Annotated in this window: 30 protein-coding genes; 15 read left to right on the top strand and 15 right to left on the bottom strand. The window is 75.1% G+C overall.

Annotation, left to right across the window (positions count from 1 at the left end):
- Window positions 1-230: 230 nt before the first annotated feature.
- Window positions 231-1,178, bottom strand: a complete 948-nt coding sequence (locus ACI79I_RS12465) for a hypothetical protein (RefSeq protein ID WP_456992654.1) — start codon at window positions 1,176-1,178, stop codon at window positions 231-233.
- A gap of 204 nt (window positions 1,179-1,382) precedes the next feature.
- Here ACI79I_RS12465 and ACI79I_RS12460 point away from each other — a divergent pair, with 204 nt between their 5' ends.
- From ACI79I_RS12460 to ACI79I_RS12445, 4 genes are all read left to right on the top strand, one after another.
- Entirely contained in the window at window positions 1,383-1,613 is a 231-nt protein-coding gene (locus ACI79I_RS12460; RefSeq protein WP_456992653.1) for a DUF4177 domain-containing protein, read from the top strand.
- Window positions 1,614-1,684: 71 nt separating this feature from the next.
- Entirely contained in the window at window positions 1,685-2,053 is a 369-nt protein-coding gene (locus ACI79I_RS12455; RefSeq protein WP_456992652.1) for a hypothetical protein, read from the top strand.
- A 159-nt stretch (window positions 2,054-2,212) separates the two neighbouring features.
- Complete coding sequence (gene dxs, locus ACI79I_RS12450) at window positions 2,213-4,126, top strand: 1-deoxy-D-xylulose-5-phosphate synthase (RefSeq protein ID WP_456992651.1); 1,914 nt, start codon at window positions 2,213-2,215, stop codon at window positions 4,124-4,126.
- Window positions 4,123-4,419 (top strand): thiamine-binding protein, encoded by a 297-nt coding sequence (locus tag ACI79I_RS12445; RefSeq protein WP_456992650.1) that lies wholly within the window; start codon window positions 4,123-4,125, stop codon window positions 4,417-4,419. The genes dxs and ACI79I_RS12445 overlap by 4 nt, the downstream gene beginning before the upstream one ends.
- Before the next feature lie 132 nt (window positions 4,420-4,551).
- On the opposite strand, the gene ACI79I_RS12440 is transcribed toward ACI79I_RS12445, so the two are convergent.
- Both ACI79I_RS12440 and ACI79I_RS12435 read right to left on the bottom strand, forming a co-directional pair.
- Window positions 4,552-5,703, bottom strand: a complete 1,152-nt coding sequence (locus ACI79I_RS12440) for a ribonuclease D (protein WP_456992649.1) — start codon at window positions 5,701-5,703, stop codon at window positions 4,552-4,554.
- A 222-nt stretch (window positions 5,704-5,925) separates the two neighbouring features.
- The gene (locus ACI79I_RS12435; RefSeq protein ID WP_456992648.1) at window positions 5,926-6,558 is read right to left on the bottom strand and encodes a DUF3000 domain-containing protein; all 633 of its coding nucleotides are present in this window, start codon (window positions 6,556-6,558) and stop codon (window positions 5,926-5,928) included.
- A gap of 71 nt (window positions 6,559-6,629) precedes the next feature.
- Between ACI79I_RS12435 and hemE the strand changes: the two genes are divergently transcribed.
- Together hemE and hemG are read left to right on the top strand one after the other, a co-directional pair.
- Window positions 6,630-7,685: a uroporphyrinogen decarboxylase gene (hemE, locus tag ACI79I_RS12430; RefSeq protein WP_456992647.1), complete on the top strand. Its 1,056-nt coding sequence runs from the start codon at window positions 6,630-6,632 to the stop codon at window positions 7,683-7,685.
- Window positions 7,682-9,046: a protoporphyrinogen oxidase gene (gene hemG / locus ACI79I_RS12425; protein ID WP_456992646.1), complete on the top strand. Its 1,365-nt coding sequence runs from the start codon at window positions 7,682-7,684 to the stop codon at window positions 9,044-9,046. Before hemE ends, hemG begins: the two co-directional genes overlap by 4 nt.
- A gap of 3 nt (window positions 9,047-9,049) precedes the next feature.
- Here hemG and ACI79I_RS12420 read toward each other — a convergent pair whose 3' ends face one another.
- Window positions 9,050-9,427 (bottom strand): hypothetical protein, encoded by a 378-nt coding sequence (locus tag ACI79I_RS12420; protein ID WP_456992645.1) that lies wholly within the window; start codon window positions 9,425-9,427, stop codon window positions 9,050-9,052.
- Window positions 9,428-9,486: 59 nt separating this feature from the next.
- Here ACI79I_RS12420 and hemQ point away from each other — a divergent pair, with 59 nt between their 5' ends.
- Window positions 9,487-10,203: a hydrogen peroxide-dependent heme synthase gene (gene hemQ, locus ACI79I_RS12415; RefSeq protein WP_456992644.1), complete on the top strand. Its 717-nt coding sequence runs from the start codon at window positions 9,487-9,489 to the stop codon at window positions 10,201-10,203.
- 84 nt (window positions 10,204-10,287) lie between these two features.
- Here the strand turns inward: hemQ and msrB are convergent, their stop codons facing one another.
- From msrB to ACI79I_RS12400, 3 genes are read right to left on the bottom strand one after another with little or no spacing between them, the layout of a single operon-like run.
- Window positions 10,288-10,710 (bottom strand): peptide-methionine (R)-S-oxide reductase MsrB, encoded by a 423-nt coding sequence (msrB, locus tag ACI79I_RS12410; protein ID WP_456992643.1) that lies wholly within the window; start codon window positions 10,708-10,710, stop codon window positions 10,288-10,290.
- Window positions 10,711-10,742: 32 nt separating this feature from the next.
- A complete protein-coding gene (locus ACI79I_RS12405; protein WP_456992642.1) occupies window positions 10,743-11,399 on the bottom strand; it encodes a response regulator in 657 nt (218 codons plus the stop codon).
- Window positions 11,392-13,536 (bottom strand): histidine kinase, encoded by a 2,145-nt coding sequence (locus ACI79I_RS12400; protein WP_456992641.1) that lies wholly within the window; start codon window positions 13,534-13,536, stop codon window positions 11,392-11,394. Before ACI79I_RS12400 ends, ACI79I_RS12405 begins: the two co-directional genes overlap by 8 nt.
- 176 nt (window positions 13,537-13,712) lie before the next feature.
- Here ACI79I_RS12400 and ACI79I_RS12395 point away from each other — a divergent pair, with 176 nt between their 5' ends.
- Window positions 13,713-14,357: a hypothetical protein gene (locus ACI79I_RS12395; protein WP_456992640.1), complete on the top strand. Its 645-nt coding sequence runs from the start codon at window positions 13,713-13,715 to the stop codon at window positions 14,355-14,357.
- 74 nt (window positions 14,358-14,431) lie between these two features.
- A complete protein-coding gene (locus ACI79I_RS12390) occupies window positions 14,432-14,893 on the top strand; it encodes a hypothetical protein (protein ID WP_456992639.1) in 462 nt (153 codons plus the stop codon).
- Between the two features lie 63 nt (window positions 14,894-14,956).
- On the opposite strand, the gene ACI79I_RS12385 is transcribed toward ACI79I_RS12390, so the two are convergent.
- Window positions 14,957-15,160: a cold-shock protein gene (locus ACI79I_RS12385; protein WP_012948038.1), complete on the bottom strand. Its 204-nt coding sequence runs from the start codon at window positions 15,158-15,160 to the stop codon at window positions 14,957-14,959.
- Window positions 15,161-15,396: 236 nt separating this feature from the next.
- Here ACI79I_RS12385 and ACI79I_RS12380 point away from each other — a divergent pair, with 236 nt between their 5' ends.
- Window positions 15,397-15,621 (top strand): hypothetical protein, encoded by a 225-nt coding sequence (locus ACI79I_RS12380; RefSeq protein ID WP_456992638.1) that lies wholly within the window; start codon window positions 15,397-15,399, stop codon window positions 15,619-15,621.
- 96 nt (window positions 15,622-15,717) lie between these two features.
- Here the strand turns inward: ACI79I_RS12380 and ACI79I_RS12375 are convergent, their stop codons facing one another.
- Window positions 15,718-16,116, bottom strand: a complete 399-nt coding sequence (locus ACI79I_RS12375; protein ID WP_456992637.1) for a hypothetical protein — start codon at window positions 16,114-16,116, stop codon at window positions 15,718-15,720.
- A 111-nt stretch (window positions 16,117-16,227) separates the two neighbouring features.
- On the bottom strand, window positions 16,228-16,500 hold the full coding sequence (locus ACI79I_RS12370) for a YciI family protein (RefSeq protein WP_456992636.1): 273 nt from the start codon (window positions 16,498-16,500) through the stop codon (window positions 16,228-16,230).
- 250 nt (window positions 16,501-16,750) lie between these two features.
- Between ACI79I_RS12370 and ACI79I_RS12365 the strand changes: the two genes are divergently transcribed.
- Window positions 16,751-17,041 (top strand): DUF1905 domain-containing protein, encoded by a 291-nt coding sequence (locus ACI79I_RS12365; RefSeq protein ID WP_456992635.1) that lies wholly within the window; start codon window positions 16,751-16,753, stop codon window positions 17,039-17,041.
- Between the two features lie 158 nt (window positions 17,042-17,199).
- A complete protein-coding gene (locus ACI79I_RS12360) occupies window positions 17,200-17,721 on the top strand; it encodes a maleylpyruvate isomerase family mycothiol-dependent enzyme (RefSeq protein ID WP_456992634.1) in 522 nt (173 codons plus the stop codon).
- Between the two features lie 99 nt (window positions 17,722-17,820).
- Here the strand turns inward: ACI79I_RS12360 and ACI79I_RS12355 are convergent, their stop codons facing one another.
- From ACI79I_RS12355 to ACI79I_RS12335, 5 genes are read right to left on the bottom strand one after another with little or no spacing between them, the layout of a single operon-like run.
- Complete coding sequence (locus ACI79I_RS12355) at window positions 17,821-18,558, bottom strand: HAD family hydrolase (protein ID WP_456992633.1); 738 nt, start codon at window positions 18,556-18,558, stop codon at window positions 17,821-17,823.
- Window positions 18,555-19,901: an aspartate aminotransferase family protein gene (locus ACI79I_RS12350; RefSeq protein WP_456992632.1), complete on the bottom strand. Its 1,347-nt coding sequence runs from the start codon at window positions 19,899-19,901 to the stop codon at window positions 18,555-18,557. The genes ACI79I_RS12355 and ACI79I_RS12350 overlap by 4 nt, the downstream gene beginning before the upstream one ends.
- A 52-nt stretch (window positions 19,902-19,953) precedes the next feature.
- Complete coding sequence (locus ACI79I_RS12345; protein WP_456992631.1) at window positions 19,954-20,937, bottom strand: phosphotransferase; 984 nt, start codon at window positions 20,935-20,937, stop codon at window positions 19,954-19,956.
- Between the two features lie 10 nt (window positions 20,938-20,947).
- Window positions 20,948-21,850: a phosphotransferase family protein gene (locus ACI79I_RS12340; protein ID WP_456992630.1), complete on the bottom strand. Its 903-nt coding sequence runs from the start codon at window positions 21,848-21,850 to the stop codon at window positions 20,948-20,950.
- Between the two features lie 34 nt (window positions 21,851-21,884).
- The gene (locus ACI79I_RS12335) at window positions 21,885-23,303 is read right to left on the bottom strand and encodes an amidase (RefSeq protein WP_456992629.1); all 1,419 of its coding nucleotides are present in this window, start codon (window positions 23,301-23,303) and stop codon (window positions 21,885-21,887) included.
- Window positions 23,304-23,506: 203 nt separating this feature from the next.
- Between ACI79I_RS12335 and ACI79I_RS12330 the strand changes: the two genes are divergently transcribed.
- From ACI79I_RS12330 to ACI79I_RS12320, 3 genes are all read left to right on the top strand, one after another.
- Window positions 23,507-24,334, top strand: coding sequence for a GntR family transcriptional regulator (locus ACI79I_RS12330; RefSeq protein ID WP_456992628.1), 828 nt, complete (start codon window positions 23,507-23,509; stop codon window positions 24,332-24,334).
- A 202-nt stretch (window positions 24,335-24,536) separates the two neighbouring features.
- Window positions 24,537-24,833 (top strand): hypothetical protein, encoded by a 297-nt coding sequence (locus ACI79I_RS12325; protein ID WP_456992627.1) that lies wholly within the window; start codon window positions 24,537-24,539, stop codon window positions 24,831-24,833.
- Window positions 24,830-26,383, top strand: a complete 1,554-nt coding sequence (locus ACI79I_RS12320; protein ID WP_456992626.1) for a sodium:solute symporter family protein — start codon at window positions 24,830-24,832, stop codon at window positions 26,381-26,383. The genes ACI79I_RS12325 and ACI79I_RS12320 overlap by 4 nt, the downstream gene beginning before the upstream one ends.
- Window positions 26,384-26,477: the final 94 nt, after the last annotated feature.

The following is a 26,477-nucleotide window of genomic DNA, read 5'->3' as shown; positions in this document are numbered from 1 at the left end:
ATCGGCGCGGTCGCGGGTCCGGTCCTGCTCGGGGTCCTGGTGGCCTCCACCGGCGTCGAGGAGGCCGCCGAGTTCTCCGTGCCGTGACGGAGCTGCCGCGGCTGGGGTGAGCGCCCCACCGCCGGCGTCCTGTCGCCGTCGCACGGGGCCGGGACGACGTCCCGCACGGACCCGAGCAGGCACCGGCCGCGTCGGCGGAGCCGTCCTGGAGCACTCCGCCCGGTGCGCGCTCAGATGGCGCAGCCGCCGCCGCTGGCGATCGGGGCGGCCGTGACCGGCAGGCCGGGGGCGGGGTCGACGACGACCGGGTGCACGCCGGTCAGCCGGCCCATGCAGCTGTCCGCGGACGACGAGCTGCCGTCGCGCCCGTCGACCCACACGTCCAGCCAGGTGGACGCCGACGACGGGTAGCCGGTGTGGCAGGCGCCGTCCTGCGGGGAGTCCCCGTCGCCGCAGGTGTCCTCGACGATCAGGTAGCGCTTCATCGAGGGGACGTAGAACCGCGTGCCGGCGGCCCAGTCCAGGGTGTGCTGCCCGCCGGCCTTGGAGTGGCCCACCGCGACGGTGATCGGGTCGTCGTAGGTGCCGGTCCCGCCCGCGGTCCGGTGCACCTGGGGGTGGGAGATGCTCGGGCTGCCGGCAGGGGTGTTGTCGAAGTAGGAGTACCCGGTCAGGTAGGCCTGGATCTGCCGTCCGCCGGATGCCGCGGCGGCCGCGGGCTGGGGCGCCGGTGCGGGGGCCGGTGTGGTGCGGCGCGGTGCCGGGGCGGGTTCGGGGGCGTCGTCCGCGACGACCGGCTCGGGCTCGGGCTCCTCGACGACCGGCTCCGGCTCCGGCTCCGGCTCGGGTTCCGGGGTCTCGGCCGGGGTGGGCGGCGTCTCGACCGGGGGCGTCGTGGTCGGCGCGGCCGGGCTGGGGGTGGCCGGCGCGGTGGCCCGGGAGGCGTGTCCGATCGAGCTCTCGCGGTCCGCCGCCCGACCGGCCACTGCGTCCTCGGGCGCCTCTGCCGCGGCCGCCACCTCCGTCGCGGTGAACGAGGCCGGCCGGGAGGCGTCGAGGGCGATCGCGCCGAGCCCCGCGGCGATGCCGACCAGGGACAGGGCGCCGAGGACGGCCGTCGCCGTCCGGGATCCGCGCCGGTTCCGGGGGGAGACGGCAGGGCGGTGCGACGACGGCATGGGTGTCCCCTCGGGGCGGGTCCGGCAATGGGCAGCGCCGCGGCCGCGAGGCCGGGGGACGGAACTCGTTGGAGTCGGTCCAGCGCTGTGCGTCACCGTAGCCTGACCAGGGGAGGTGACGGAAGGGTCCTGCTCGGTTTCTCTCCGTGATCGGGGTCGCGGTCGCCGTCGGGAGGCCCGGAGGGCTCGACTACCGTGCGACGGGTGACCACCTGGGAGTACGCCTCGGTCATCACGGCCAACGACGCCGAGTCGCAGCGAGCCGGGGTGAGCGTGAAGCTCCCCGGCGGCCAGCTCGAGCGGCAGGCCGGTGACACCAGCTCGGTGCTCAACCGGCTGGGCAGCGAGGGGTGGGAGCTGGTCAGCTACCACTCCAGCGGCGCCGGGACCTGGGGCTTCGAGCAGTTCTGGCTGAAGCGGCCCACGTCCGCCTAGCGAGGACGCCGACACGGCGTCCCGCGCCGCGTCGTCGAACGTCTGTTCGACGCGTGCGGCAGGATGGCGGGGTGGACGGGACGCTGCCGCCGGGCTGGCCGGACGCGGTGCGGCCGCCGGGTGCTCCCGACTGGGAGCAGAGCGCGGTCGCCTGGCTGTTCGACCTGGTCCCGCCGGACTACCGGGCGCACGAGGTGCTGCGCCGCTACCCGGTGCTGCTGGCCCGCTTCGCGCGCGACCACGTGACGGCGGGCCTCGAGGCGGCGCGAGCAGGCTGGCGCACCGTGCGCGTGGAGCTCGCCGACGACCTGCCGGCCGACGCGATGGAGGCGGCGATCAGCGCCTACGAGCGCGAGGGCGCCCGTCTGGGAGCCGCCGCGCGCGGGGTCGAGGTGGTCGCCGGGGCGCTGCGCGGCGAACGCTGGGTGCCCCGGTTGTGACACCGGTCCCGGTCGGTCCCGCGCGGTGACCGAGGGCACCGGGAGCCCGCATCCGGCTCCGGTGCTCGACCGGAAGAGCCGGGTGAACGCGGCTACAGTTGATCGGCGGCCGTTGCCGAGCCGTGCACCTGCCGCCGATGGAGAGGACGCTCCCCCCTCGTGTCGCTCCTGCGATCGCTCCGCACCCCCGCCGACCTCAGGGCGCTGACCCCCGAGCAGATGCCGGCCCTCGCCGCCGAGATCCGCGACGCCCTGGTCACCAGCGTCGCCCGCACCGGCGGCCACCTCGGGCCCAACCTCGGTGCGGTCGAGCTGACCATCGCCCTGCACCGCGTCTTCGACTCCCCGCGCGAGCCGATCGTCTTCGACACCGGCCACCAGAGCTACGTGCACAAGATGCTCACCGGCCGCGTCGAGGGCTTCGAGCGGCTGCGCCAGCGCGGCGGCCTCTCCGGCTACCCCAGCCGGGCCGAGAGCGAGCACGACTGGGTCGAGAACAGCCACGCCTCCACCTCGCTGTCCTACGCCGACGGGCTGGCCAAGGCCTTCGCCGTACGGGGGGAGCGGCGGCCGGTGGTGGCGGTGATCGGCGACGGCGCGCTCACCGGCGGCATGGCCTGGGAGGCGCTGAACAACATCGCCGCGGCGAAGGACCGCCCGGTCGTGATCGTGGTCAACGACAACGGCCGCTCCTACTCGCCGACGATCGGCGGCGTCGCGGACGCGCTGGCCACCTTGCGGCTGCGGCCCGGCTACGAGCAGGCCCTGCTGCAGGTGCGCCAGGCGCTGCACCGGGCCCCGGTGCTCGGCTCGGCGCTCTACGACGCGCTGCACGCGATCAAGAAGGGGCTCAAGGACGTCCTCTCGCCGCAGGGCATGTTCGAGGACCTCGGCCTCAAGTACCTGGGCCCGGTCGACGGCCACGACGTCCGGGCGATGGAGTCCGCGCTGCGCCGGGCGCGCTCGTTCGGCGGGCCGGTCATCGTGCACGCCGTCACGACCAAGGGCTTCGGCTACCCGCCGGCCGAGACCGACCAGATCGACGCCTGGCACGCCACCGGCGTCTTCGACCCCGACAGCGGGGCCTGCGCCGCCACGGCCCGGGACTGGACGGCCGCCTTCTCCGACGAGCTGGTCCGGATCGGCACCGAGCGCTCCGACGTCGTCGCGATCACCGCGGCGATGCTGCACCCGACCGGGCTGGCGCCCTTCGCCGAGCGCTTCCCGGACCGCACCTACGACGTCGGCATCGCCGAGCAGCACGCCCTGACCTCCGCCGCGGGCCTGGCGATGGCCGGGCTGCACCCGGTCGTCGCCGTCTACTCGACGTTCCTCAACCGCGCCTTCGACCAGCTGCTCATGGACGTCGCGCTGCACCGCCAGCCGGTGACCGTCGTCCTGGACCGGGCCGGGGTGACCGGCACGGACGGCGCCTCGCACAACGGCATGTGGGACATGTCGATCCTGTCGGTGGTCCCCGGCCTGCGGCTGGCCGCCCCGCGCGACGAGCCGACCCTCCGCGAGGCGCTGCGCGAGGCCGTGGCGGTGACCGACGGGCCGACCGTCCTCCGCTTCCCGAAGGGCGCACCTCCGGTCGACATCCCCGCCCTGGAGCGGCGCGGCCCGGTCGACGTCCTCCGCCGTGGCGCGGCTCCGGAGGTGCTGCTGGTCGCGGTCGGGTCGATGGTGCCGACCTGCCTGGCCGCCGCCGAGCGCGCGGCCGACCACGGCATCGAGGTCACCGTCGTCGACCCGCGCTGGGTCCTCCCGGTCTCGCCCGAGCTGGTCGACCTCGCTGCCGAGCACCGGCTGGTCGTCACCGTGGAGGACGGCGGGCGCGCCGGCGGCGTCGGCTCCACGCTGACCCAGGCGCTGCAGGACCGCGGCTGCGACGTCCCGGTGCGGACGATGGGCCTGCCGCAGGAGTTCCTCCAGCACGGCAGCCGCGGTCAGGTGCTGGCCGACGCCGGGCTCACCGAGCAGGACGTCGCCCGCCGGATCACCGAGTGGACCGCGGTCCTCGCCGAGCGCAGCGAGGGCAGCGTCGCGGAGGCGGTGGAGGAGACCCCGTGACCGACGGGGTCACGGTGATCGCGGAGATCCAAGTCGCGCCGTCGCCGCCCGGTACGCCGGAGGACCCCCACGCACACGTGGAGGCCGCCATCGCCGTCATCCGGGCGTCGGGGCTGCACCACGAGGTCGGCGCCCTCGGCACGACCCTGGAGGGCGAGGCCGACGCGGTGTGGGCGACCCTGCGGGCGGCACACGAGGCGATGCTGGCAGCCGGGGCGACGAGCGGGATCTCGCACGTCAAGGTCGCCACGGTCGACCGGACGATGGAGAGCCTCACCCGCAAGTTCCGCTGACCCCTGGTCGACAGGCAGCCGGCGCCATCCGCGCCGCAGCCGAGCTCGCGCACGGCGTACCACGAGGGAGGACGCGCGGGGATCAGGTCCCCTGGCCGTCGCCGACCGCTGGCGGGCCCGGGACGGCAGCGGTCAGGCGCGGTCGAGTGCGTCGGTCAGCAGGTCGCGGGTGAGCTCGATCTGCCACTCGCGCGCACCGCCGGCGCGCAGGGTCGCCGCCACGCTGTCGGCGTCCCGCGACGGCGGCGGGCTCCACATCAACCGGCGGACCAGGTCGGGGGAGAGCAGGTTCTCCACCGGCACCCGGTGCTTCTCCGACAGCTCCGCCAGGCCGGCCCGGGCGACCTGCAGCCGGGTCGCCGCGGCGGGGTCGCGGTCGGCCCACCGGCTGACCGGCGGCGGGCCGTCACCGGGCTTGCTGTGCTGCGGGAGGTCCGACTCCGGCAGCTCCCGGCCGCGGGCCAGCGCACCGAACCAGGTGCCCACCAGCTTGCGGTTGGCCCGGCCGCGGAAGACCGGCAGCTCGAGCAGGGCCGCCTCCGACCGGGGGTCGGCCTGGACGGCGGAGACCATCGCGGCGTCGGGCAGCACCCGCCCCGGTGCGACGTCGCGGCGCCGGGCCAGGTCGTCGCGGGCCTGCCACAGCGAGCGCAGCATGCCCAACTGCCGGCGGTTGCGCAGGCCGTGGACGCCGGAGGTGCGCCGCCACGGGTCGGGCTTGGGCGCGGGCGGACCGGCGGCGAGGATCGCCTCGAACTCCTGGCGGGCCCACTCGGTCTTGCCCTGCTCCTCGAGGATCGCGGCGAGCGCGTCGCGCAGGTCCACGAGCACCTCGACGTCCAGGGCGGCGTAGACCAGCCACTCCTCGGGCAGCGGCCGGGTGCTCCAGTCGGCGGCCGAGTGGCCCTTCTGCAGCGAGTACCCGAGCAGCGACTCGACGACGGCACCCAGGCCCACCCGCGGCAGCCCGGCCAGCCGCGCGGCCAGCTCGGTGTCGAAGACGCGGGTCGGCACCAGGCCGATCTCGGCCAGGCACGGGAGGTCCTGGTTGGCCGCGTGCAGCACCCACTCGGCGTCGGCGATCGCCTCCTGCACCACCGACAGGTCCGGCAGCGGTACCGGGTCGACGAGCCCGGTCCCCGCACCGGCGCGGCGCAGCTGCACCAGGTAGGCGCGCTGCCCGTAGCGGTAGCCGGAGGCGCGCTCGGCGTCGACGGCCACCGGGCCGGTGCCGGCGCGCAGCGCCTCGGCGTACTCCACCAGCGCGGTCGAGGTCTCGATCACCGGGGGCAGCCCCTCGCGCGGGGCGAGCAGCGGGATGGCCGGAGGAGACGTCGGCTCCTCGTCCGGTGCCGGGATGGGCTCGGTGCTCAGCGCTCGTCCACCTTCTCGCCCGTGTCGTCGACCAGTGCGGTGCCGGGAGCACGCAGCCTGCGCGGAACGGGACCGCAGGAGGCCGGGGAGGGCAGCCGGCGCGGGGCCTGGCGCCCCCGTCGGACACCGATGTTACGGAGTCCCGTCGGCGGGGGGATCGGAGGGACCCAGCAGCCGCACGCCGGGCGGGGGGAGGCCGGCCGCGTTGCCGAGGACGTCGAGCCAGGCGGTGAGGTGGCGGTCGAGCGCGGAGTCCTCGGCCGTCCACGACGCGCGGATCTCGACGTCCACGGAGTGCTCGGGGCCGGCCAGCTCGCCGAACCGGGTCGACGCGGTGCGGGTGACCGTGCCGCCGACGGCGTGGTACGCGGCGCCCGCCTCGGTCAGCGCCTCGGTGAGCCAGCTCCACGCCACCTCGGAGAACATCGCGTCGTCCACCATGTGCTCGTCGGTGGCCGCCGACAGGTAGCCGACGCAGCGGGTCGTGCCGGCCCAGGACTCGTGGCCCGCGGGGTCGTGCAGCACGATGAACCGCCCGCTGGCGACCTCGACCTCCTCGTCGCCGTCCAGCTCGGTCACCAGCGCGCCGATGGCGTGGGCGTAGGGCGCCAGCCGCTGGGGCGCCGGGATGTGCTCGAGCTGGATCTCCGGGCGGACGGTCACGCCGGCCAGCGCCTGCAGGGCAGCGCGGAACTCCTCCGGGGGATCGTCGCCGGGGCGGTCCCCCGGGCCGCGCCCGGCGCCGGCCAGGCTGGAAGGCTCCACGCTCGCAGGGTAGGACCAGAACCGGGCCCGCGCCGCAGGCGCGCCGCACCGTTCTGGGAGGATGGACGGTCGTGACCCGCGCTGGCGACCCCCGGACCCTCCCCGCCGACTCGGACCTGGTCAGGGCCGCCCGCGGCCTGCCGGTGTCCCGGACCCCGGTCTGGTTCATGCGCCAGGCGGGGCGGTCGCTGCCGGAGTACCGGGCGCTGCGGGCCGGCACCCGCATGCTCGAGGCCTGCCAGGACCCCGACCTGGTCACCGAGATCACCCTGCAGCCGGTGCGCCGGCACGGGGTGGACGCCGCCATCCTGTTCTCCGACATCGTGCTGCCGCTGGTGGTGGCCGGGATCGACATCGAGATCAAGCCCGGGGTCGGCCCGGTCGTCGCCTCCCCGGTACGCACCGTCGCCGACGTCGACGCGCTCCCGCCGCTGGAGCCCGAGCGGCTGGCCTTCCTCGAGACGGCGGTGCGCCGTCTGGTCGCCGAGCTGGGGTCGACCCCGCTCATCGGCTTCGCCGGCGCGCCGTTCACCCTGGCGACCTACCTGATCGAGGGCGGGCCGTCGAAGGAGCACGCCCGCACCAAGGCGTTCATGTACGCCGAGCCGGAGGCCTGGACCCGCCTGCTGGACCGGCTGGCGGTCTCTGCGGCGACGTTCCTCCGCGCCCAGGTCGACGCCGGCGCCTCCGCCGTCCAGCTGTTCGACTCCTGGGCCGGCGTGCTCTCGGCCGCCGACTACGCCGAGCGGGTCCTGCCGCACTCGCGCGCCGTGTTCGACGGGCTCGGCGACCGCGACGTCCCGCGGATCCACTTCGGCGTCGGCACCGGGGAGCTGCTGGCGCTCATCGGGGACGCCGGCGCCGACGTCGTCGGCGTGGACTGGCGGGTGCCGCTGGACGAGGCGGCTCGCCGGGTGGGGCCGCAGCGCTCCCTGCAGGGCAACCTCGACCCCGCCGTCCTGCTGGCCGACCGGGGGACCGTCGACCGGGAGGTGCGCCGGGTCGTCGAGCAGGGCCGGGCCGCCCGCGGGCACGTGTTCAACCTCGGTCACGGCGTCCTGCCGGAGACCGACCCGGGCGTGCTCACCCACGTCGTCGAGCTGGTCCACGAGCTGACCGTCCGATGAGCCGGCTGGTCGTCGTCGGCGCCGGGATCACCGGCCTGGCCGCGGCGTTCGAGTGGCGTCGCCGGCGCCCCGACGACGAGATCGTCGTGCTCGAGGCCGGCGACCGGGTCGGCGGCAAGCTGGGCCGCGTCGAGCTGGCCGGACACTGGTACGACACCGGCCCCGAGGCGATGCTCGCCCGGGTGCCCGAGGCGGTGCAGCTGGTGGAGCGCCTGGGTCTCGCCGACCGGCTGGTCGCCCCGGCCACGACGCAGGCGGCCGTCGTCCTGCCCGACGGGCGCTTCCCCCTGCCGGCCGGGACGGTCCTCGGCGTCCCCGCCTCGGCCGACGGGCTCGACGGGGTGCTGACGCCGGACGGCGTGGCCCGGGTGGCCGGCGAGGCGCAGCTGCCGCCGCTGACCCTGGACGGCGACGTGGCGGTGGGGGCGCTGCTGCGCGAGCGGCTCGGCGACGAGGTGGTCGACCGGCTGGTCGAGCCGCTGCTCGGCGGGGTGTACGCGGGGCGGGCCGACGAGCTGTCCCTGACCGCCACGATGCCCGCCCTCGCCGCGCACCTCCCGCGCCAGGGCTCGGTGCTGGCCGCGGCCGCCGCCGCCCGGGACGCCGGCGCGCGCAGCCGGTTCGACGCCGACGGGCCGGTGTTCGTGACCGTGTCCGACGGCATCGGCGGGCTCCCCGACGCGCTGGTGGCCGCCGCGCGGGCCGACGTCCGGCTGCGGACCCCCGCGCACGCGCTCACGCGGACGGCCACCGGGTTCGAGCTGTCGGTCGGCCCGGTCGCGGCCCCCCAGCGGCTGACCGCGGACGCCGTGCTCGTCACCGCCCCGGCGCCCAAGGCCGCGCGGCTGCTCGGGCAGGTGGCGCCGGCCGCGGTGGAGCCGCTGCAGGGCATCCCGTACGCGTCGATGGCCGTGGTCGCGATGGCCTTCCCCGCGCAGGAGGTCGCCGCCGGGTCGGGCCTGCTCGTGCCGCCGGTGACCGGCCGGCTGGTCAAGGGCGTCACGGTGTCGTCGGCGAAGTGGCCCCACCTGGCGGGGGAGCACCTGCTCGTGCGCTCGTCGGTCGGCCGGTTCCGCGACGAGTCGGAGCTGCAGCGCACCGACGAGGACCTCACCGCGGCCGTGGTGGCCGACGTCGCCGACCTCCTGGGACTGTCCCGCCCGGAGCCGGTGGCCACGCGGCTGGTGCGCTGGGGCGGCGGGCTGCCGCAGTACCTCGTCGGGCACGCCGACCGGGTGGACGCCGTCCGGGCCGCGGTGAGCGACGTGCCCGGGCTGGCGGTCGCGGGCGCGGCGTTCCGCGGCGTGGGCGTGCCCGCCTGCATCCGCGACGCGTACCACGCCCTCGACGCGCTGGGCTGACCCTCAGGGTCCGCGCCGCTCGGCGACCGGCCGCTCGTCGCCGTCCTCCCGGTACAGGACGACGACGTCGTGCCCCAGCGCGTCGAGCTCGTGCTGCAGCGCGGAGGCCAGGTGCAGCCCGTCGCGGGTCCACGCCGCCCACTCGACCTCGTCGTCGGCACGGTGCTCGGGCGGGGGCGGGCCCCAGTCCCACCGGGCCGCGTGCTCCGCGTACCGCTCGTTCCAGCCGGTCAGCCGGGCGGTCAGCTCCGCGGAGATGCCCAGCGTCCCCGGCTCGACCTCGCCGACGCCGCCGGGGGAGCGGTCCCAGAGGAACGCCCCGCCGTGCTCGGCCATGAGCAGGACGACGGGAGGCGGCCGCCCGTCCCCGTCCTGCTGCATGCGCGCAGTCTCCCCACCCGCGCAACCGGCGTCCGGAGCCCGCGCGCGAGAATGGGCGCATGAGCGAGCAGACCGACCAGCGCAGCATCGGCAAGCGGGCCAACGACCTCAACGCGACCATCCGCTACACGATGTGGTCGGTGTTCCGGCTGGCCCGCCCGCTGGGCGACGAGGGGCGGCAGCGCGTCGCCGACGAGGTGGTCGAGCTCGTCGCGGAGCTGGCCGGCAAGGACGTCGTCGTCCGCGGGACCTACGACGTGAGCGGCCTGCGGGCCGACGCCGACCTCATGGTCTGGTGGCACGCGCCGTCGGCGGAGGCGCTGCAGGAGGCCTACACCCGGCTGCGCCGCACGGCGCTGGGCCGGCACCTGGAGCCGGTGTGGTCGCAGCTGGCGCTGCACCGGCCGGCGGAGTTCAACCGCAGCCACATCCCGGCCTTCCTCGCCGACGAGGAGCCGCGCCGCTACGTCTGCGTCTACCCGTTCGTCCGGTCCTACGAGTGGTACCTGCTGCCCGACGAGGAGCGCCGGGCGATGCTCGCCGAGCACGGGCAGATGGCCCGTGGCTTCCCGGACGTGCGCGCCAACACCGTCGCCTCGTTCGCGCTGGGCGACTACGAGTGGATGCTGGCCTTCGAGGCCGACGAGCTGCACCGCATCGTCGACCTCATGCGCGAGCTGCGGGCCTCGGCGGCGCGGCGGCACGTCCGCGAGGAGGTGCCGTTCTACACCGGCGTCCGCAAGCCGGTCGCCGAGCTCGTCGCCGACCTCCCCTGAGACCTCCCGCGACGATCATGGAGTTCGGGAAGGGACACCCCGTCGACGCGGGGCGAGTCGCTTCCCGGACTCCATGATCGCGGGTCAGGACTGGGCGGGCTCGAGTCGGATCGACACGCTGTTGATGCAGTAGCGGTCGCCGGTGGGGGTCTGCGGGGCGTCCTCGAAGACGTGGCCCAGGTGGCTGTGGCAGGTGCCGCAGAGGACCTCGGTGCGGACCATCCCGTGGCTGCGGTCCTCGCGCAGGACCACGTTGTCGGCGGTCGTCGGCTCGTAGAACGACGGCCAGCCGCAGTGCGAGTCGAACTTCGTCTCGGAGCGGAACAGCTCCGCCCCGCACGCCCGGCAGGTGTAGACGCCCTGCGTCTTGGTGTCGACGTACTCACCGGTCCAGGGCCGCTCGGTGCCGGCCTGGCGGAGGACGGCGTACTCCTCCGGGGACAGCTGCGCCCGCCACTCCTCGTCGCTCTTGGTGACCTTCGGCTGGTTCTCCGCGGACGTCGTCATGCGCTCCACCGTACGACGCCTGAAAGCGCCGGTCAGCGGCCCAGCCCGGCCTCCCGCGCCCGCACGATCGCCTGCGCCCGGTCGGTGACCTGCAGCTTGGTCAGCACGTTGGAGACGTTGTTGCGCACCGTCTTCGGCGACAGGTACAGCGCCGCGGCGATCTGCGCGTTGGACCGCCCGGCCGCGACCAGGTCGAGCACCTCCCGCTCGCGCGCGGTCAGCTGGGGGAACGCCGTCTCCGGGCCGGCCGGCCCAGCCGCGAAGAACTCCGCGATCCGGCGGGCCAGCGCCGCGCCGAACACCGCCCCGCCGCCGGCCACCGTGGTGATCGCGCGGACCACCTCCTCCTGGTCGGCGCCCTTGAGCAGGTAGCCGCGGGCCCCGGCGCGGACCGCGGCGAAGACGGTGCCGTCGTCCTCGCTCATGGTCAGCACCACGACGCCCACGGACGGCGACTCGGCGGTGATCCGCCGGGTGGCCTCGATCCCGTCGAGGACCGGCATCTGGACGTCCATCACCACGACGTCGGGCTGCTCCTCGCGGGCCAGTTCCACCGCCGCGGCGCCGTCGGCGGCGGTGCCCACGACGGTCAGCCCCGGCACCGAGCCGAGCAGCACCGCCAGCCCGTCGCGGTAGACCGGGTGGTCGTCCACCACGGCGATCCGCAGCGGTTCCTCCGGCTCAGCCACGGGACCTCCCTCCGTCCGCGGGCAGCACCGCCCGCACCACCGTGCCACCCTCCGGTGGGCAGCTCACCGAGCAGCGGCCGCCGAGCTCCGCGGCGCGCTCCCGCAACGACACCAGCCCGACGCCGGCCGGCGCGGCCGGGTCGATGCCGACGCCGTCGTCGGCGACGGTGACGACCAGCGCGCCGTCGCCGTCGCAGGCCAGGGACACCCTCACCGCGGTCGCCGACGCGTGCCTGGCGACGTTGGCCAGCGCCTCGGAGGCGATCCGGTAGGCGGCCACCTCGACCGCCGCGGGCAGGTCGGCGAGCTCCCCGGCGTCCACGGTGACGGCGACCCGCGGGGCCAGCAGCCGCTCGGCCTGCTGGCGCACCGCGCCGGCCAGGCCCAGGTCGTCGAGTGCGGGCGGGCGCAGGTCGTGCACCAGCCGGCGGACGTCGCCCAGCGCCGCGGAGACGTCGTCCCGAGCCTGGCGCAGCAGCCGGTCGGCGTCCTCGGGGCGGGACGCGGCCAGGTTGCGCGCGGTGTCGATGCGCAGGACCACGGCACCCAGCGAGGGCCCCAGCCCGTCGTGCAGGTCGCGGCGCAGCCGGCGGCGCTCCTCCTCCCGCGCGGCGACCAGCTGCTCGCGGCTGGCCTGCAGCTCGGCGGCCAGCGCGCTGGCCCGCGCCGCCGCCGCGGCCTGCCGGACGACGTCGGCGAGCAACCGCTCGTCCCGGTTGACCAGCTGCGCGCGGACGCCGTCCCGCGGGAGCAGCAGCCGGCCCACCTCCTCGCCGCGGTAGGCGATCGGCAGCGACTGCACCGCGGCCGGGTGCAGGCCGGACTCCGCCAGCAGCTGCTGCCCCCCGGGCTGGTCGACCTCGACCCCCACGTACGGCGAGCGGAAGGCCTCGGCGATGCCGGCCGCGACCGCCATGAGCTGCTCCTCGGCGCCGTCGGTGCGCTCGAGCCGCTCGGCCAGGCCCGAGACGACGCGGTAGGGGTCCTCCCGCTCGCCCAGCACCCAGCGCCGCACCAGCCGCCACGCCTGCGCGCGCAGCGGCACGTAGAGCCCGGTGACGACGAGCAGGGCCAGCAGGGTGGCGTCCCGGTCGCCGAGCCGGTCCCCGAGCAGCGCGCCGGCGGCGGCGATCACCGCCAGGTCGAGCAGGACGACGGCGATGGCCAGCCCGCCGTAGACGAGGGTGCCGCCGAGCAGCCGGTCGACGTCCACCGCCTGGGGACGCAGGACGCCGACGGCGATCGCGGCGCCGGTCAGCGTGACCGCCACGGAGAGGGCGAACGACGCCTCGTCGCCGGGGACGAACATCGTCGTGACCATCACCAGCAGGTCGACGACGGCCGCCCACAGCAGCCACCGCATCCGCCGCCGCTCCTCGCCGCCGGCCCGCCGGTACCGGGAGACGACGGCCGCGACCGGGACGACCACGCCCAGCAGGGCCGCGGGGAAGGCCAGCTGCAGCAGCGGCAGGGCGACGGCCTCGGGCAGCGGCAGGCTGGTGGGGTCGAGGTCCAGCGAGCGGTAGATCGCGGGGGTCTCCGAGCCGGCGCGGGCGTCGGCGATCTGCGACGGCACCACCAGCAGCAGCGTCGGCAGCAGCGCGGTGGACGCCAGGCTGAGCACGGCCACGGGGCGCCAGCGCCCGGCCGGCAGCCTCCCGTCGGGGTAGAGCAGGAGCAGCAGGGGCAGCCCGAGCAGCAGCCAGGCACCGAAGCGGTTCACGAACCAGAAGGACGCCGTGGCACCGGGCAGCGGCGGGTCGTACTGCAGCGCGAACGTCAGCCAGGACTGCGCGACGCCGTCCAGGGCCCACAGCAGGCCGGTGCCCCCCACCACCCAGGAGACGGCGTTGCCCGGCACGCGCCGCAGGAGGAGGGCGGCGGGCACCGCGAGCCCGACGGCCGGCAGCCCGATGATCCAGCCCGGTGTGGCATGGGCGGCCTCGCGAGCGGTGGCCGGGGTCAGCACGTCGAGGACGGTGGCGCCGACCGCGGCCACCACCGTGACGGTGACGAGCAGTCGGCCGAGCAGTCGCAGCCTCGCCGTCGGGCCCTCGTGCGGGCGCTCCGGTCGCGGCGCGGGAGGGGGCTCCGGCGCCGTGGGGGTCGACCCGGCGACCGGGACTCCTGCCTGCACGCGCGAGATCCTCGCCTGCCGGCGTCCCGGCCGTCACGAGGCAGGCGTCCCGTGTCGCCCGGGACGACGACGGGGACCGGATCGAGGGCGCCGCGCCCTGGCTGCCCGGGACGGCGCCCCGAGACGGTTCTCCCAGGCGGTGCACAGGGCACCGCGACCACGACCAGGGAGACCCGATGTCCCTCAGCACGACGCCCGCGCCGGCCCGCACCGACACCGCCGCGGTCCCGAGCACCCCCACGCCCCGGACGGCGTCCACCCGGGCGGTCCGCCGGGCCGGCATCGCGGTCGCCGTGGGGTCGTCGGCCTGGGCCGGCTGCATCCTGGCCTTCGGCTTCAACGGCGAACCCGGCTGGCAGAACGTCGTCTACGAGATGTCGGGGCTGCTGTTCCAGATCGGCCTCGTCGCCCTCGTGACCGTGCAGCTGCGCACCGGCGCCATCGGCACCGGCAAGCTCGCCCGATTCCTCCTCCACACCGAACACGTGCTGCTCGGCCTGGCGATGGTCTCCACCGTGCTCTACGCGCTCATCCCGCAGTACTACGAGGAGCCCTGGTTCCTCGCGCTCGACGCCTTCTGGCCCATCTCGATGATCGGCATGTTCCTCATCGGCATCCGGATCGCGATCGCGGGCCGCTGGACGGGCGCCGCCCGCTTCTGGCCGCTCGGTGCCGAGAGCTGGGCGCCGGTGAACATCCCGATCGCCCAGGCCCTCCCGACCCTGTCGCCCTACGTCGCCGCCGGTCACCTGCTCGTCGGCTACGCCGCACTCGGCGTCGTCCTGGCCCTGCGCCCCGAACTGACGGGTGCCCGCGACTGAGGAAGGGCCCGGCGCCCCGCCACCCCGTGACCCCGGGTGGCGGGGCGCCGCCGTGTCCGGCGGAGACTGGGCCGGTGAGCTCGCTGGACACGCCCCTGCCCGACGTCTGGTTCACCCGCGACCTGCCGGTGCTGCGAGCGATCGCCCGGCTGGTGGACGAGCCGAGGTACGGCGGCGCCCCGTACCTGGGGCAGGTGGTGCCGGCCAGCGGGCTGCCCAAGCCGGAGGTCGTCGCGGCGGCGCGGGCGCTGGTCTCGTCCGGCTACGTCGAGGCGCTGACCAACTACGCCGGGGAGATCGTGCGGTTCACCGGCATCTCCCCGGAGGCCCGCCGGCTCACCGGGCTGTGGCCGACGCCGCAGGGGGAGTGGGACCGGCTGCTCGAACAGCTCGCCGCGCGGGCGGAGAAGGCCCCCAGCGACGTCGAGCGCGCCCGCTGGCGGGCGTTCGCCGACGCCGCGGCCGCCGTCGGGCCCGACGACGGGGCGCTGCTGATGTCGGCGCTCATCGGCGGCTACGTGCCGCGGGCACGCTGACCCCGGACGCGACAGCGCCCCCGCCCGGCGAACCGGACGGGGGCGCTGCGACTGATCAGGAGATCAGAGCGGGTTGACGTTCGCCGCCTGCGGGCCCTTCTGGCCCTGCTCGATGTCGAACGAGATCCGCTGGCCTTCGTCGAGCGAGCGGTACCCGCTGGTCTGGATGGCCGAGTAGTGGACGAACACATCCGGTCCGCCACCGTCAGGGGTGGCGAAGCCGAACCCCTTCTCCGCGTTGAACCACTTGACAGTTCCTTCGGGCATTGCTCGCTCCTAGCTGAGGTGGTGCATCGGGGTCCTGCCATAGCGCAGGGCCTTCCCGACGCCGACGACCATAGCCGCCGAAGGGCGCTCGCGGGGGAGGGGGCAGCCGCCGGGGAGTTCCAGCCGGGTCTTGCGGGAATCGTGCGACTCCCTCGTGGGGAGCCTGCGGCGCGCCCCGGAGAGTCCTCGGTGCCGGGACGGACCCGGCGTCGACCACCGAGGAACGGACTCCCGCCATGACCGCCGCCCCGCTCCCCACCACCGCCTTCGCCCTCCGCGACATCGAGGACCTCGCCGAGGCCGACCTCGAGGCCGACCTCGCCGAGCGCATGGCGGCGGCCGGCTGGGTGCTGAGCGCGCCGGCCGACGTGCAGGCGCTGGCGCAGTCGATCGGCGAGGCCGCCGCGGACGCCGTCGCCGCCCACACCCTCGACCCGTGGGCGGTCGCCCTGCTCGGCTGAGCCCGACGGCCGGGGACCGCCCGGCGACCCTCCGCGCCGTGGGTGCGCCGTCCCCGCGCGGTGCGGCGAGGTCGGCGACGACACCGCGCAGCCGGCTCAGAGCAGGCGGCCGGGTTCCTCCGGGAAGGCGCGGCCGGACGACGGCGCCCCCGAGTAGTCCGGGTCGCGGACCGGGGACGACGGAGCGCCCACGGGCAGCGCCAGGGGCTCCGCACGCCAGGACGGGACCTCGATCGGCGGCTGCTCGGCCCAGTACTGCTCGGCCGCCCGCTCCCGCTCCTCGCGGCACTCCCGGACGGCGCGCCGCCAGCGCCGGCCGCCGACGTCGACCCCGACGAGGACGGCGATGCCCACGGCCACGGTCAGGCAGGCGTTGGCCACCGCGGTGGCGACGTCCAGCGGGGTCAGCTGCGGCCACCCGATGGTCTCGAGCTGGTGCCCGACGATCTCGACGAGGACGTAGAGCACGCCGTACACCAGGAACGACACCCGCACCGCGCTCACCTCCGCCCGAAGGAACCGACGCCCTCCCAACGGCAGGTCCGGTACCCGGGTGCAGGCTGGACGGTGCCCGGACGGGCTCCGCTCACCCTCCCGGGTGAGGGCTCAGGGCTGCAGGACCTCGTTCCACGGCCGCACCGTCCAGCTCGCGACCACCCCGTTCCGCACGAACGGGTCGCCGGCGATGAACTCCTCCGCCGCCTCGCGCGTGGTGAACACCCCCATCGCCTCGCCGTTCATCGGCTCGTCGAAGGTGCCGACCATGAGCAGCACGCCGCGGTCGCGGAACTCGTGCAGCCGGGCCACGTGCGCCGGGCCGTGCTGCTGGGCCAGGGGCAGGAAGTCCTCGACCGCGCGGTAGGTCATCACGTACTTCATGGCCCGGCATCCTGGCCCCCACCCCCGACCGTCCGGGCGGTTCGCGGCCACGCCGGGCGGTTGCCGGGCACGCCATCGTGGTCCTCGTGGCCCACGAGGGCGTCGAACAGCTGGTCGGTGCGCCGGGAGAGGACCGCGCGCAGCGGCCGGGCCCGCGTGACCGGTCCCGGGCAGCGGCCGAGCGATGAGTTCCACCGGTCGACGCCGTCCACCCCATGACCGACACCGGCCGACCGAGGAGATCGACCTGATGGGCCACACGACGAACGCCGAGCTGCTGGACGCCTCGTTCACCGCGGCCATCCAGGAGGACGGCGCCTTCCCGACCTACCTGGAGCTCGCGGACTCCCACGAGCTGCTCGGCACGCGTCGCGCCGTCAAGGTCACCGGCACCCTCGACGGTCATCCGTTCGAGGCCACGCTCATGCCCTCGGGCCGGGGTCCGCACTGGCTGCCGCTGCGGTCGGCGCTGTGCGAGCTCATCGGGAAGGCCCGAGCCGGCGAGCAGGTCGACGTCCACCTGCGGCAGCGGGTCAGCTGAGGCCCGCGCACCGTGACGAGGACCCCCGAGGCACCGCGCCGGCTCCGCGGCGCGGACGCGTGGGCGCTGGTCTCCGCCGAGCGCGCCGCCCTGGCGGACGATCTGGCGGACCTGGGCGACGAGCAGTGGGCCACCCCCTCGCTGTGTGAGGGACTGAGGTGCGCGAGGTGCTCGCCCACCTCACCGCGGCCGCGACGCTGGACCCGGTGCGGTGGATGGCGGGCGTCGTCCGCGCCCGGTTCGACTTCGACCGGCAGGTGGCCGACCGGCTGGCCGAGCAGCTCGGGAGGACGCCGGCCGAGACACTGGCCCGCTTCCGGCGCGTGGTCGGCAGCACCACCAAGCCGCCCCTGCCGACCGTCGCCATGCTCGGCGAGGCCGTCGTGCACGGGGAGGACATCCGGCGACCGCTCGGCCTGCGCCGACGTCAGCCGGTCGAGGCGGTCGCCGCGGTGGCGGAGTACTACGCGGGCTCCGACCTCGTGGTCCCCGGCAAGCGGCGGATCGCGGGTCTGCGGCTGGCCGCCGTCGACGGGCCGCTCGCCGTCGGGTCGGGTCCCCTCGTCGCCGGCACCACCCTGGCCCTGACCATGGCGATGGCCGGGCGGGCCGGCTACTGCGACGAGCTGCACGGGGACGGCGTCGCCACGCTGCGCTCCCGCTGCCGGTCGGTCACCTGACCCGCCGGGCACATCGGATCTCGGCGCGGGCCGACGCCGGAACGAGCCCGCCGGTGGGTCGGGCAGCCGCGAGGCGTCGTCCAGGGCGGGCCACGGTGGTCACCGACCCGACGCCGCCGGCTCGGCGGTCGCGCCGTCCCGGCCCGCCCTCTCGAGCGGCCGCCCGGGACCGGGACCGCGTCCCGGTCCGCGGTCGGCGACCTCGACGAGGGACGACACGTCCTTCCCCACGAGCGTGTCCCACGTCGTGTGGTCCTCGCTCGCCGGCAGGTCGACGTAGAAGGGCACCGCCACGACGGCCGCGCCGGCCGCGACCCCGGCGGCCACGCCCGGCGGTGAGTCCTCGAGGACGACGCAGCGGGTGATGTCGACACCGAGGAGCTGCGCGGCCCGGAGGTAGGCCTCGGGGTCCGGCTTGCCCCGGGCGACCTCGTCACCGGTGACCACGACGTCGAACGCGTCGAAGGGGATGTTCGCGACCACGGCGTCGGCGACGGTGCGGAAGGACATCGTCACCAGGCCGGTGGGGATGCCGGCGGCCCGGACCGCCGCCAGGAGCTCCAGCGCTCCGGGCCGCCACGGGATCCCCGTGGCCAGTCGTCGCTGCACGTCGGTGAGCACGTCCGCGACGATCGCGGGGGCCCTGTCGCGGGCGCCGGCCGCGATCGCGATCGCGGCCATGTCCCACAGGTTCGCCCCCACGAGGGCGACGTGGTCCTCGTCGGTCAGGACGCCTCCGGCCGCGGTCACCAGCCCGGTCACGGCGTCGGTGAAGTACGGCTCGGTGTCGACGATGGTGCCGTCGAGGTCCCAGAGCACCCCGGCGGGGAGGCTCACCGGGCGACCGTCGCCGCGCAGAGCGTCAGTGCCTCGTCGAGGCGCTCCAGCAGCAGCGCGACGTCGGAGTCGCTGTAGGTGAGCAGCGGGCGGATCTTGAGGACGTTGTTGTGCGGCCCGGCGACCGAGACGAGCACCCCCAGGTCGCGCAGGGTGTTGACGACGGCGAGCGCCAGCGTGCTGTCCGGCGTCCGGGCCTCGCGGTCGGCCACGATCTCGACACCGAGGAACAGGCCCGCCCCGCGGACGTCGCCGATGGCGGTCTGCCGCTCGGCCACCGCGCGCACGCCGCTGCGGACGACCTCGCCCAGCTCCTCCGACCGGGCGGCGAGGCCCTCACCCTGGATGACGTCGAGCACCACCTGCGCGGCCGCGATCGGGACCGAGCTGCCGCCGAAGGTGTTGAAGTAGGGCACCTCTGCGCCGAACCGGCCGACGGACTCCCGCCGGCCCACCATCGCCGCCACCGGGATGCCGTTGCCCATCGGCTTGCCCAGGGTCACCAGGTCGGGCAGCACGCCGTGCCGGGCGAAGCCCCAGAAGGCGGCGCCGGTCCGCGCGAACCCCGGCTGCACCTCGTCGGCGATGAACAGGGCGCCCGCCGCGTGGACGGCCCGGACCGCCGGCGCGAGGACGGCGGGGTCGGAGAGGACCCCGTCGGAGGCGAAGATCGTGTCGGCGAGGAACGCCGCCGGCCGGATCCCACGGCTGCGCAGCCCGTCGAAGGCGGCGGTGATCTGTGCGGCGAACCAGGCGCCCAGCTGGTCCCCGCCACCGAGCCGGTAGGCGTCCGGCGCCGGGACGACGGCGGTCGAGGGTCCGAGCGGGTGGTCCCTGCCCATCGCGGGGGAGACCTCGGCGACCAGCGCGGTCGTGCCGTGGTAGGCCTCCGCCGTCACGACGACCCCGGTCCCACCGGTGGCGTGGCGGGCGACCCGGAGGGCCAGGTCGTTGGCCTCCGACCCGCTGTTGGTGAACATCACCGTGTCCAGCGCGGCGGGGAACGTGGCCAGCAGCTGCTCGGCGTAGTCGAGGATGCCGCGCTGGAGGTACCGCGAGTGGGTGTTGAGCGTCCGCATCTGCCGCTCGACCGCCTCCACGACGGCCGGGTGGGCGTGCCCGATGCTCGCCACGTTGTTGTAGGCGTCGAGGTACTCCCGCCCCTCGGCGTCCCACACCCGTGTCCCGGCGCCGCGGACAAGGTGCAGCGGGCGGCGGTAGAAGAGCCGGTAGCTGGGGCCCAGCACCCGCTGCCGGCGGGCCACCAGGTCGCTGTCCGCGGCGGACAGCAGGTCGGCGTCGGTGGGGGAGAAGCTGTTGCCGTCGAGGATCGTGGAGGTCATGGACGGGCCTTCCGGGGCTCGTGGGGGGCGGGCGGCGGGGTGCGGCGGGTGGTCACAGAGCGGCCAGCCACTGCGGCCAGCGGGGGTCGGCCATCACCGCGCGGGCGCGGGCGAGCTTCCAGGTGCCGTACTTGTGGTAGTCGAAGTCCCAGCTGTCGTTGAGCTGCTGGTTGACGCAGCCCCACAGGCCCCACTTGACGTCGGCGAGTGCGACGCACACGCGGACCCGGGACACCACGTCCCAGGACGCCGTCCCGTAGAAGTCCTCGATGCACGCCATGGCCCGGGCCTCGTCGTAGAAGAACTCGGCCAGCACGAGGGCCAGGTCGTAGGCGCGCTCGTTGTTCGAGGAGAACTCGAAGTCGATGAGCTTCATCGGCCCGTGCGGCGAGGTCAGGAAGTTCCCCGGCATCGGGTCGTTGTGGCACGGGACCACGTCCAGCCCCGACGCCTCCAGGGCCGTCCGTGCGGCCCGTGCCTCGCGGAGGAGGGCCGGCGCCGTCGACGGGAGCACGACGCCGAGCTCTCGCACCTGCTCGAGGTGCTCGTCGATCATGTCGAAGACGGTCTTGGTGACCGGCAGCGCGCCGACCGTGTGGAACGTCCTGAACAGCGACGAGACGCCCTGCGCGATGTCCCAGGACTTCATGTCGCCGTTCGTGCAGGCCCGGTAGCCGTCGAGGAACTCGACGATCTCGACACCGGTCTCCGGCTGGAAGGCGACGATCTCCGGGCTGATGCCCGCCCGGGCGGCCAGCACCCCGGCGGTGTGGGCGTTGCCGCGGTCGATGAACGTCTCGGTGCCCGCACCCGGGAGCTTGACGAAGTACTGCCGCTCCTCGTCGTCGAAGCGGACCCGCCAGTTGCTGTTCTGCAGCCCACCGAACACCGGGGTCGCGGTGAACCGGCGGCCGTGCCAGCCGGGGACGGCGCGCACGGCGCGGCGCACCGCGTCGAGCCCCTCGGCCTCCGGGGTCGGCTCGGGATCCGGCGTCGCGGGCACGGCGACGGGAGCTGCCTGGTCGATGGTGGTCATGCCGTCCTCCTCAGAGGTTGCGCAGTCGGTCGTCGAGAACGGGGGCGGCCAGCGCCCAGCGGGCCCGCAGGAACTGCCAGTCGGAGAACTTCGAGTACTCGAAGGTCCCGGGGTCGACGCTGTCCACGTAGGCGCCGAGCAGCCCCCACCGGACGCAGTCGGCGGCGCCGTAGACGCGGGCCCGGTCGAACAGGGCGGCGTCCCACGTGCCCCAGGCCGACTCGAACAGCTCCCGCGCGTCGTCGTCGGACGGCGCGAGCTCGGCCAGGGCCACGCCGACGTCCTGCAGCGGGTCCATGACGGCGGCGCTGTCCCAGTCCACCAGCAGCGGGCGGCCGGACCGGTCCACCAGCACGTTGGAGACGTTGCCGTCCCCGTGACAGAAGGCGGTGTCGAAGCCGGTCGCGACGATCCGCCGCTCGACGTCCTCGAGGACGCGCAGCATCCACGGGACGTCACCGGGGAGCACCGTGCCGTGCGCCCGGGCGAGGGCGGTGAGGCTGCGGACGTCGTCGAAGACGGTGGCCCGCCGCGCTCCCGGGACCTCCAGCGACCGGACGTCGCGACGCAGGGACAGGTACCGGTGGACGAGGCCGGCGTCGAGGAAGTCGTCGAGGGTGGCCGTCTTCGCGCGACCGGTCAGGTCCTCCGTGACGAGGGTCCGCGCCGGCACGGAGGCCTCGACCACCGCCGGGCCGAGCCCCGCCCGGCCGGCGGCCACCGCGGCACGGAAGGTCGTGGGCAGGTCGACGTAGGCGGTCGCCGCCGGCCGCATGACCTTGACGAAGGCGGCCCGCGGCCCGTCCGGGCCGGGGGCGACCCGGTGGCGCTCGGAGTCGGCTCCCCACCAGCTGGGGCTGGCCATCGTCGGGGGCGCCGGCAGGATCAGCCCGGCGTCGAGGGTGGTCGTCATGTGCGTCTCCTCCGGGGGGCGGTGAGCGGGCGGCTCAGGCGGACGCCGGCACGGCGCTGGCGCGGGGGACGAGCGGCCAGTCGGGGGTGAAGCCGCGGTGGGCCTCCAGCCGGCGGGTCACGGCCAGCACCCGGCGGTCGGCGAAGCGCCGGCCCACGACCTGGACGCCGACCGGGTGGCCCTCGGCCATGCCGAAGCAGAGCGCCGCCGCCGGTTGGCCGGTCTGGTTGAACCAGCACGTGTACGCGCAGTGGGCCAGCGGCTGGTCCGGGTCGAGCCCGACGCTCTCGGCCGGGAAGGACACGACGGGGAGGACCGGCGCCAGGACGACGTCGTAGCGGGCGAGGTGCCGGGCGATCCGGTCCCGGGAGCGGGCGACCGCGTGTGTCGCCCGCTCGAGGTCCGTGGCCGACAGCCGGTCGGCCGCCGCCGACCAGGCGGCGAGCTCGGGGAGCACCCGGTCGCGCCCGGCGGCGTCGAAGGCCTCCCACTCGGTGCGGGCGCGGACCTGGAACAGCGCGTCGAGAGCCGGGTAGGGGTCCTCGTCGAACGGCGGCGGCACGAGCTCGATCGACGCCCCCGCCGCGGCGAGGGTGTCGGCGGCCCGCCGGACGACGTCGGTGACCGCGTCGACCGCCCGGTACCCGTAGCCCATGTCGAGGAGGAGCCCGACCCGGGACCCCCGCACGGTCGCGTCGGCCAGCGGGTCCCGGCCGGGAACGGCCTCCTCGCGCGGCAGGGACAGCTCGTCGCGCGGGTCGGGCCGGCTGATGACCGAGTAGAGGTCCTCGAGGTCGCCGACGGTCCGTGCCATCGGGCCGGCCGAGCGCACGGTGCTCGAGGGCAGGTGCGGGATGCGGCCCTGGGTCGGCTTGAGCGCGACCAGACCGCAGTGCCCGGCCGGCAACCGGACCGACCCGGCGATGTCGGAGCCCACCGCAGCCCAGCCGATGCCGGCGGCCAGGGAGGCACCGGCGCCGGCGCTCGACCCGCCCGGGCTGGCGGCGAGGTCCCAGGGGTTGCGGACGACCCCGTACAGGGAGCTGACCCCCGAGGCGAGCATCCCGAAGTCGGGCATGGTGGTCTTGCCCACGATCACCGCTCCGGCCTCCCGCAGCCGAGCTGCCGGCGGCGCGTCCACGTCGTCGTCGGGCAGCCCGTCGTTGGGCGCGGTCCCGTGGCGCCACGGCATCCCGGCGGTCCGGACGCTGTCCTTGACCGTCACGGGGACGCCGTCGAGCACCGAGAGGGGCGTTCCTGCGGCCCACCGGCGCGCCGACTCCTCGGCGGCCCCCGTCGCGCGCCCGGGGTCGACGGCCACGACGGCGTTGACCTCGTCGTTCACCGCCTCGAGCTGGGCGAGGGTCGCCTCGAGGGCCTCCAGCGGGGTGGTGGTCCCCGCGGCGAACCCCTGGCGGAGCTCGACGGCGGTGCAGGTGAGCGGCGGGTGCACGGAGTCGACCGTCCAGGGGGAGGGGATGGGTCCTCGTGCGGGCGGAGTGGTCCGGCCCGCGGACACCGAGAGGTTCGCTCGGGACCATTTCTGGTCGCGGTGGTCTGCGGTTACTTCGCCGTTAAGGTCCGCCCGCCCGGCGCCGCGGACGCGCGGCGCGCGGGAGGATCGCGCCTCACGACCACCGGCGGAGGAGCCAGACCGTGACCTACGAACAGGTCCACCGGGCGATCGTGCGGCTCGCCGAGGACCTCGCCGCGCGGGCGCACGCGAAGCTGCCCTCCGAGCGGGAGTTGGCGGCGCGGCTCGGTGCGTCGCGGGCCACGGTGCGCAAGGCACTCGCCGACCTGGAGGCGCGGGGGGTCGTCCGCAGGGTGCAGGGCCGCGCCGGCGGGGCCTTCCTCAACGGCGTGGACACGAGCCTCCGGGGACCGGAGCAGGTGGCGGTCCCGGGCTCCAGCCGCAAGGTGCAGCGCAGCCTCAACCGGGTCAACAGCGTCCCGGACATGCTCAAGTCCCAGGGCTTCAGCACCGGGACCCGCGTCGTCGCCGCCGTCCTCGAGCTCCCGCCGCCCCCGGTGGCCGAGTTCCTAGCGCTGGGGGCCGGTGACCTCGTCGCGTCCATCCTGCGGGTCCGGTTCGCCGACGGCGACAGCCTCTCGCTGGAGCGGATGTACGTCAGCTCGCGGCGCTTCCCCGCGCTCATCGAGTGCGACCTGCAGGGCTCGATGTACGACCTGTTCGAGACGCGGTTCGGCGTGGTCGTCGGGCGGGTGGAGGAGACGATCGAGGCGGCGGCCGCGCCACCCCAGGTCGCCGCGCTCCTCGGACTCTCCGACGGGGATCCGCTGCTCACGCTGACCCGGACCGCCCACGACGCCGACGGGGCTCCGTTCGAGTACTCCATCGACCTGTTCCGCGCCGACCGGACCCGCCTGACGGTGCAGACGAGCAACCCGGCCGGACGCGTGCGGTCAACGACCTCCGACGCGGGGGGTTCCCGGACCGACGGACCTTTTACGCGTTCGTAAAGAGCGACCGCTGCACCAGTAATGGTCTGCCCGCAGTCTCTGGGCACTGCCCCAGGGAGTACGGGCCGGCGCCGACGAGGGCCCGCGCGCCATCCCCGGCAGGTGTCCTGCAACTCCAGTTCCCGCCGGGTGCCGTGGCCTCCCGTCACGGTCGCGGCCGTCCGCGGACGGTCGCCCGGTGCGTACGACCACGAGGTGGACCGTGAAGTCCTTCATCAGAAGCCTGCCGTCGTCGGCCATCCAGACGACCTTCGGCGTGATCTACGGCATCACCCTGCTCATGGCCCTGTTCCCGCCGCTGTACCTGGCGGCCAGCGGGATCCGGGCGAGCGTGCTGGGGATGCCCTTCAGCATCTTCTACTGGATCGCCGACGCGGCGGTCATCGGCCTGGCCCTGTGGGCCAAGTACGCGATCGAGGACATCCGGGGCGAGCTCGACGAGGAGATCGAGCCGGTCCCCGCCGTCGCCCCGGCCCGGGCCGAGGGGAGCGCGGCATGATCACCATGCTCGGCATGCTGGCGGTGTTCTACGGCATCGTCATCGTCATCCTCTACGCCACGCAGCAGACGACGAAGCCCAGCTTCAACGAGTACGCGGTCGGCGGGCGCAGCTACGGCCCCTGGTACGTGGCCATGTCGTACGTCAACTCCTGGTGGCCGGGCTCCACCTTCATCGCCTTCTTCGGCCTGGCCGCCGGTGCCGGCGTCTTCGGCCTCTACGGGCTGGCCTACTCCACCCTCGGCGTCACGTTCATGTACCTGATGGCGACCCGGGCCTGGCGGTGGGGTGCCCGGTTCAACCTGCGCACCCAGCCGGATCTGCTCGGCATGCGATTCGGGTCCCCGGGCGTGAAGCTCGTCGCCAGCATCATCGGTGTCGTCTCGCTGTTCCCGTGGGTCGTCCTCGGGATGCAGGCTCTCGGCAGCCTCTTCGAGATCGCGAGTGGCGGGGCCTGGTCGGTCACCGCGTGCCTGGTCATCGGGTTGGCCGTGATCGTCGTCCGTCAGTTCTGGACGGTGAAGATGGGCATGCGCGGTCTGATCATGACCGACATGTTCCAGGGCGTCGTCGCCTACGTCGTCGCCGCCATCGTGTGCGTGGTGATGCTAACCGGCATCGGCGGCTCGCCGATCAGCTTCGCGGACCTGGGCCGCGTCGGTGACGAGATGCTGCGGATGCCGGGCGACGGCGGGGACTACGGGCCCTGGTACATCTTCAGCCTGATCTTCACCGGCGTCGTCGGCTCGCTGTGCTGGCCGACCAGCTTCCAGCGGATCTACACCGCCTCGGGCGTGCGCTCGGTGAAGGCCGGGACGATCCGGACGATCCTCATCTCCGGTGTCTTCTACACGCTCCTCATGCTGGTCGGCATCGCCGGCACGAGGATCCCGGAGGTGCTCGAGGACCCGCAGAACGGCTGGTTCACGCTGCTCGACCAGTTCGGCGGGACGTGGCTGCTGGGCCTGGCGGTGGTCATCGTCTTCGCCGCGTCGATGGGACACATCGACGGCGCCGTCCAGGTCTGCGGGCTGCAGATCGCCAACGACATCGTCAACAGCGGGAAGCGCACGTTCTCCGACAACCAGCTCACCGCGATCGCCAAGACCAGCATGGTCGTCTTCATGGCGCTGGCGGGGGTCGTCGCCTACCTGACGTTCAGCATGGACCGGCTGCAGCTGCTCGCGCAGATCTCCTACCAGGGCATCGTCCAGCTCGGTGTGCCGCTGTTCCTGGGCATCTTCTGGCGCGGTGGCAACAAGTACGGCGCCATCTCCGGCATGGTGTCCGGCTTCGTCGTCGCCGGCGTCCTCACGCTGGTCTACCCCGACGACATCCGCGTCCTGGGCAGCATCACCGGCGGCATCATCGGCTTCGCCGTCAACCTGGCCGTCTTCCTCGTCGTCTCGGCGGTCACCGGCCAGTCCGACGAGGAGCGCCGGCGGGTGTCCGGGATGTTCGAGGCCGCCAAGCGCTCGGTCGCGCGGATCCCGGAGCCGCGGCCGAGCTCGCCCGCGGCTGTCGCCGCCGAGAAGGACCCGGTCGGCTGACCGCCCGGCCGGCCCCGGGCGCAGGACCCGCCCGGGGCCGGCCGAGCGGGCCCCGCCACCCACCCACCGCGGTACCCGGTCGTGCGGCGCCGTC

It is taken from the genome of Geodermatophilus sp. SYSU D01105 (assembly GCF_054050095.1).
Note: the sequence above shows the minus strand (reverse complement) of the source record. Positions and strands in the feature narration are given on the sequence as shown.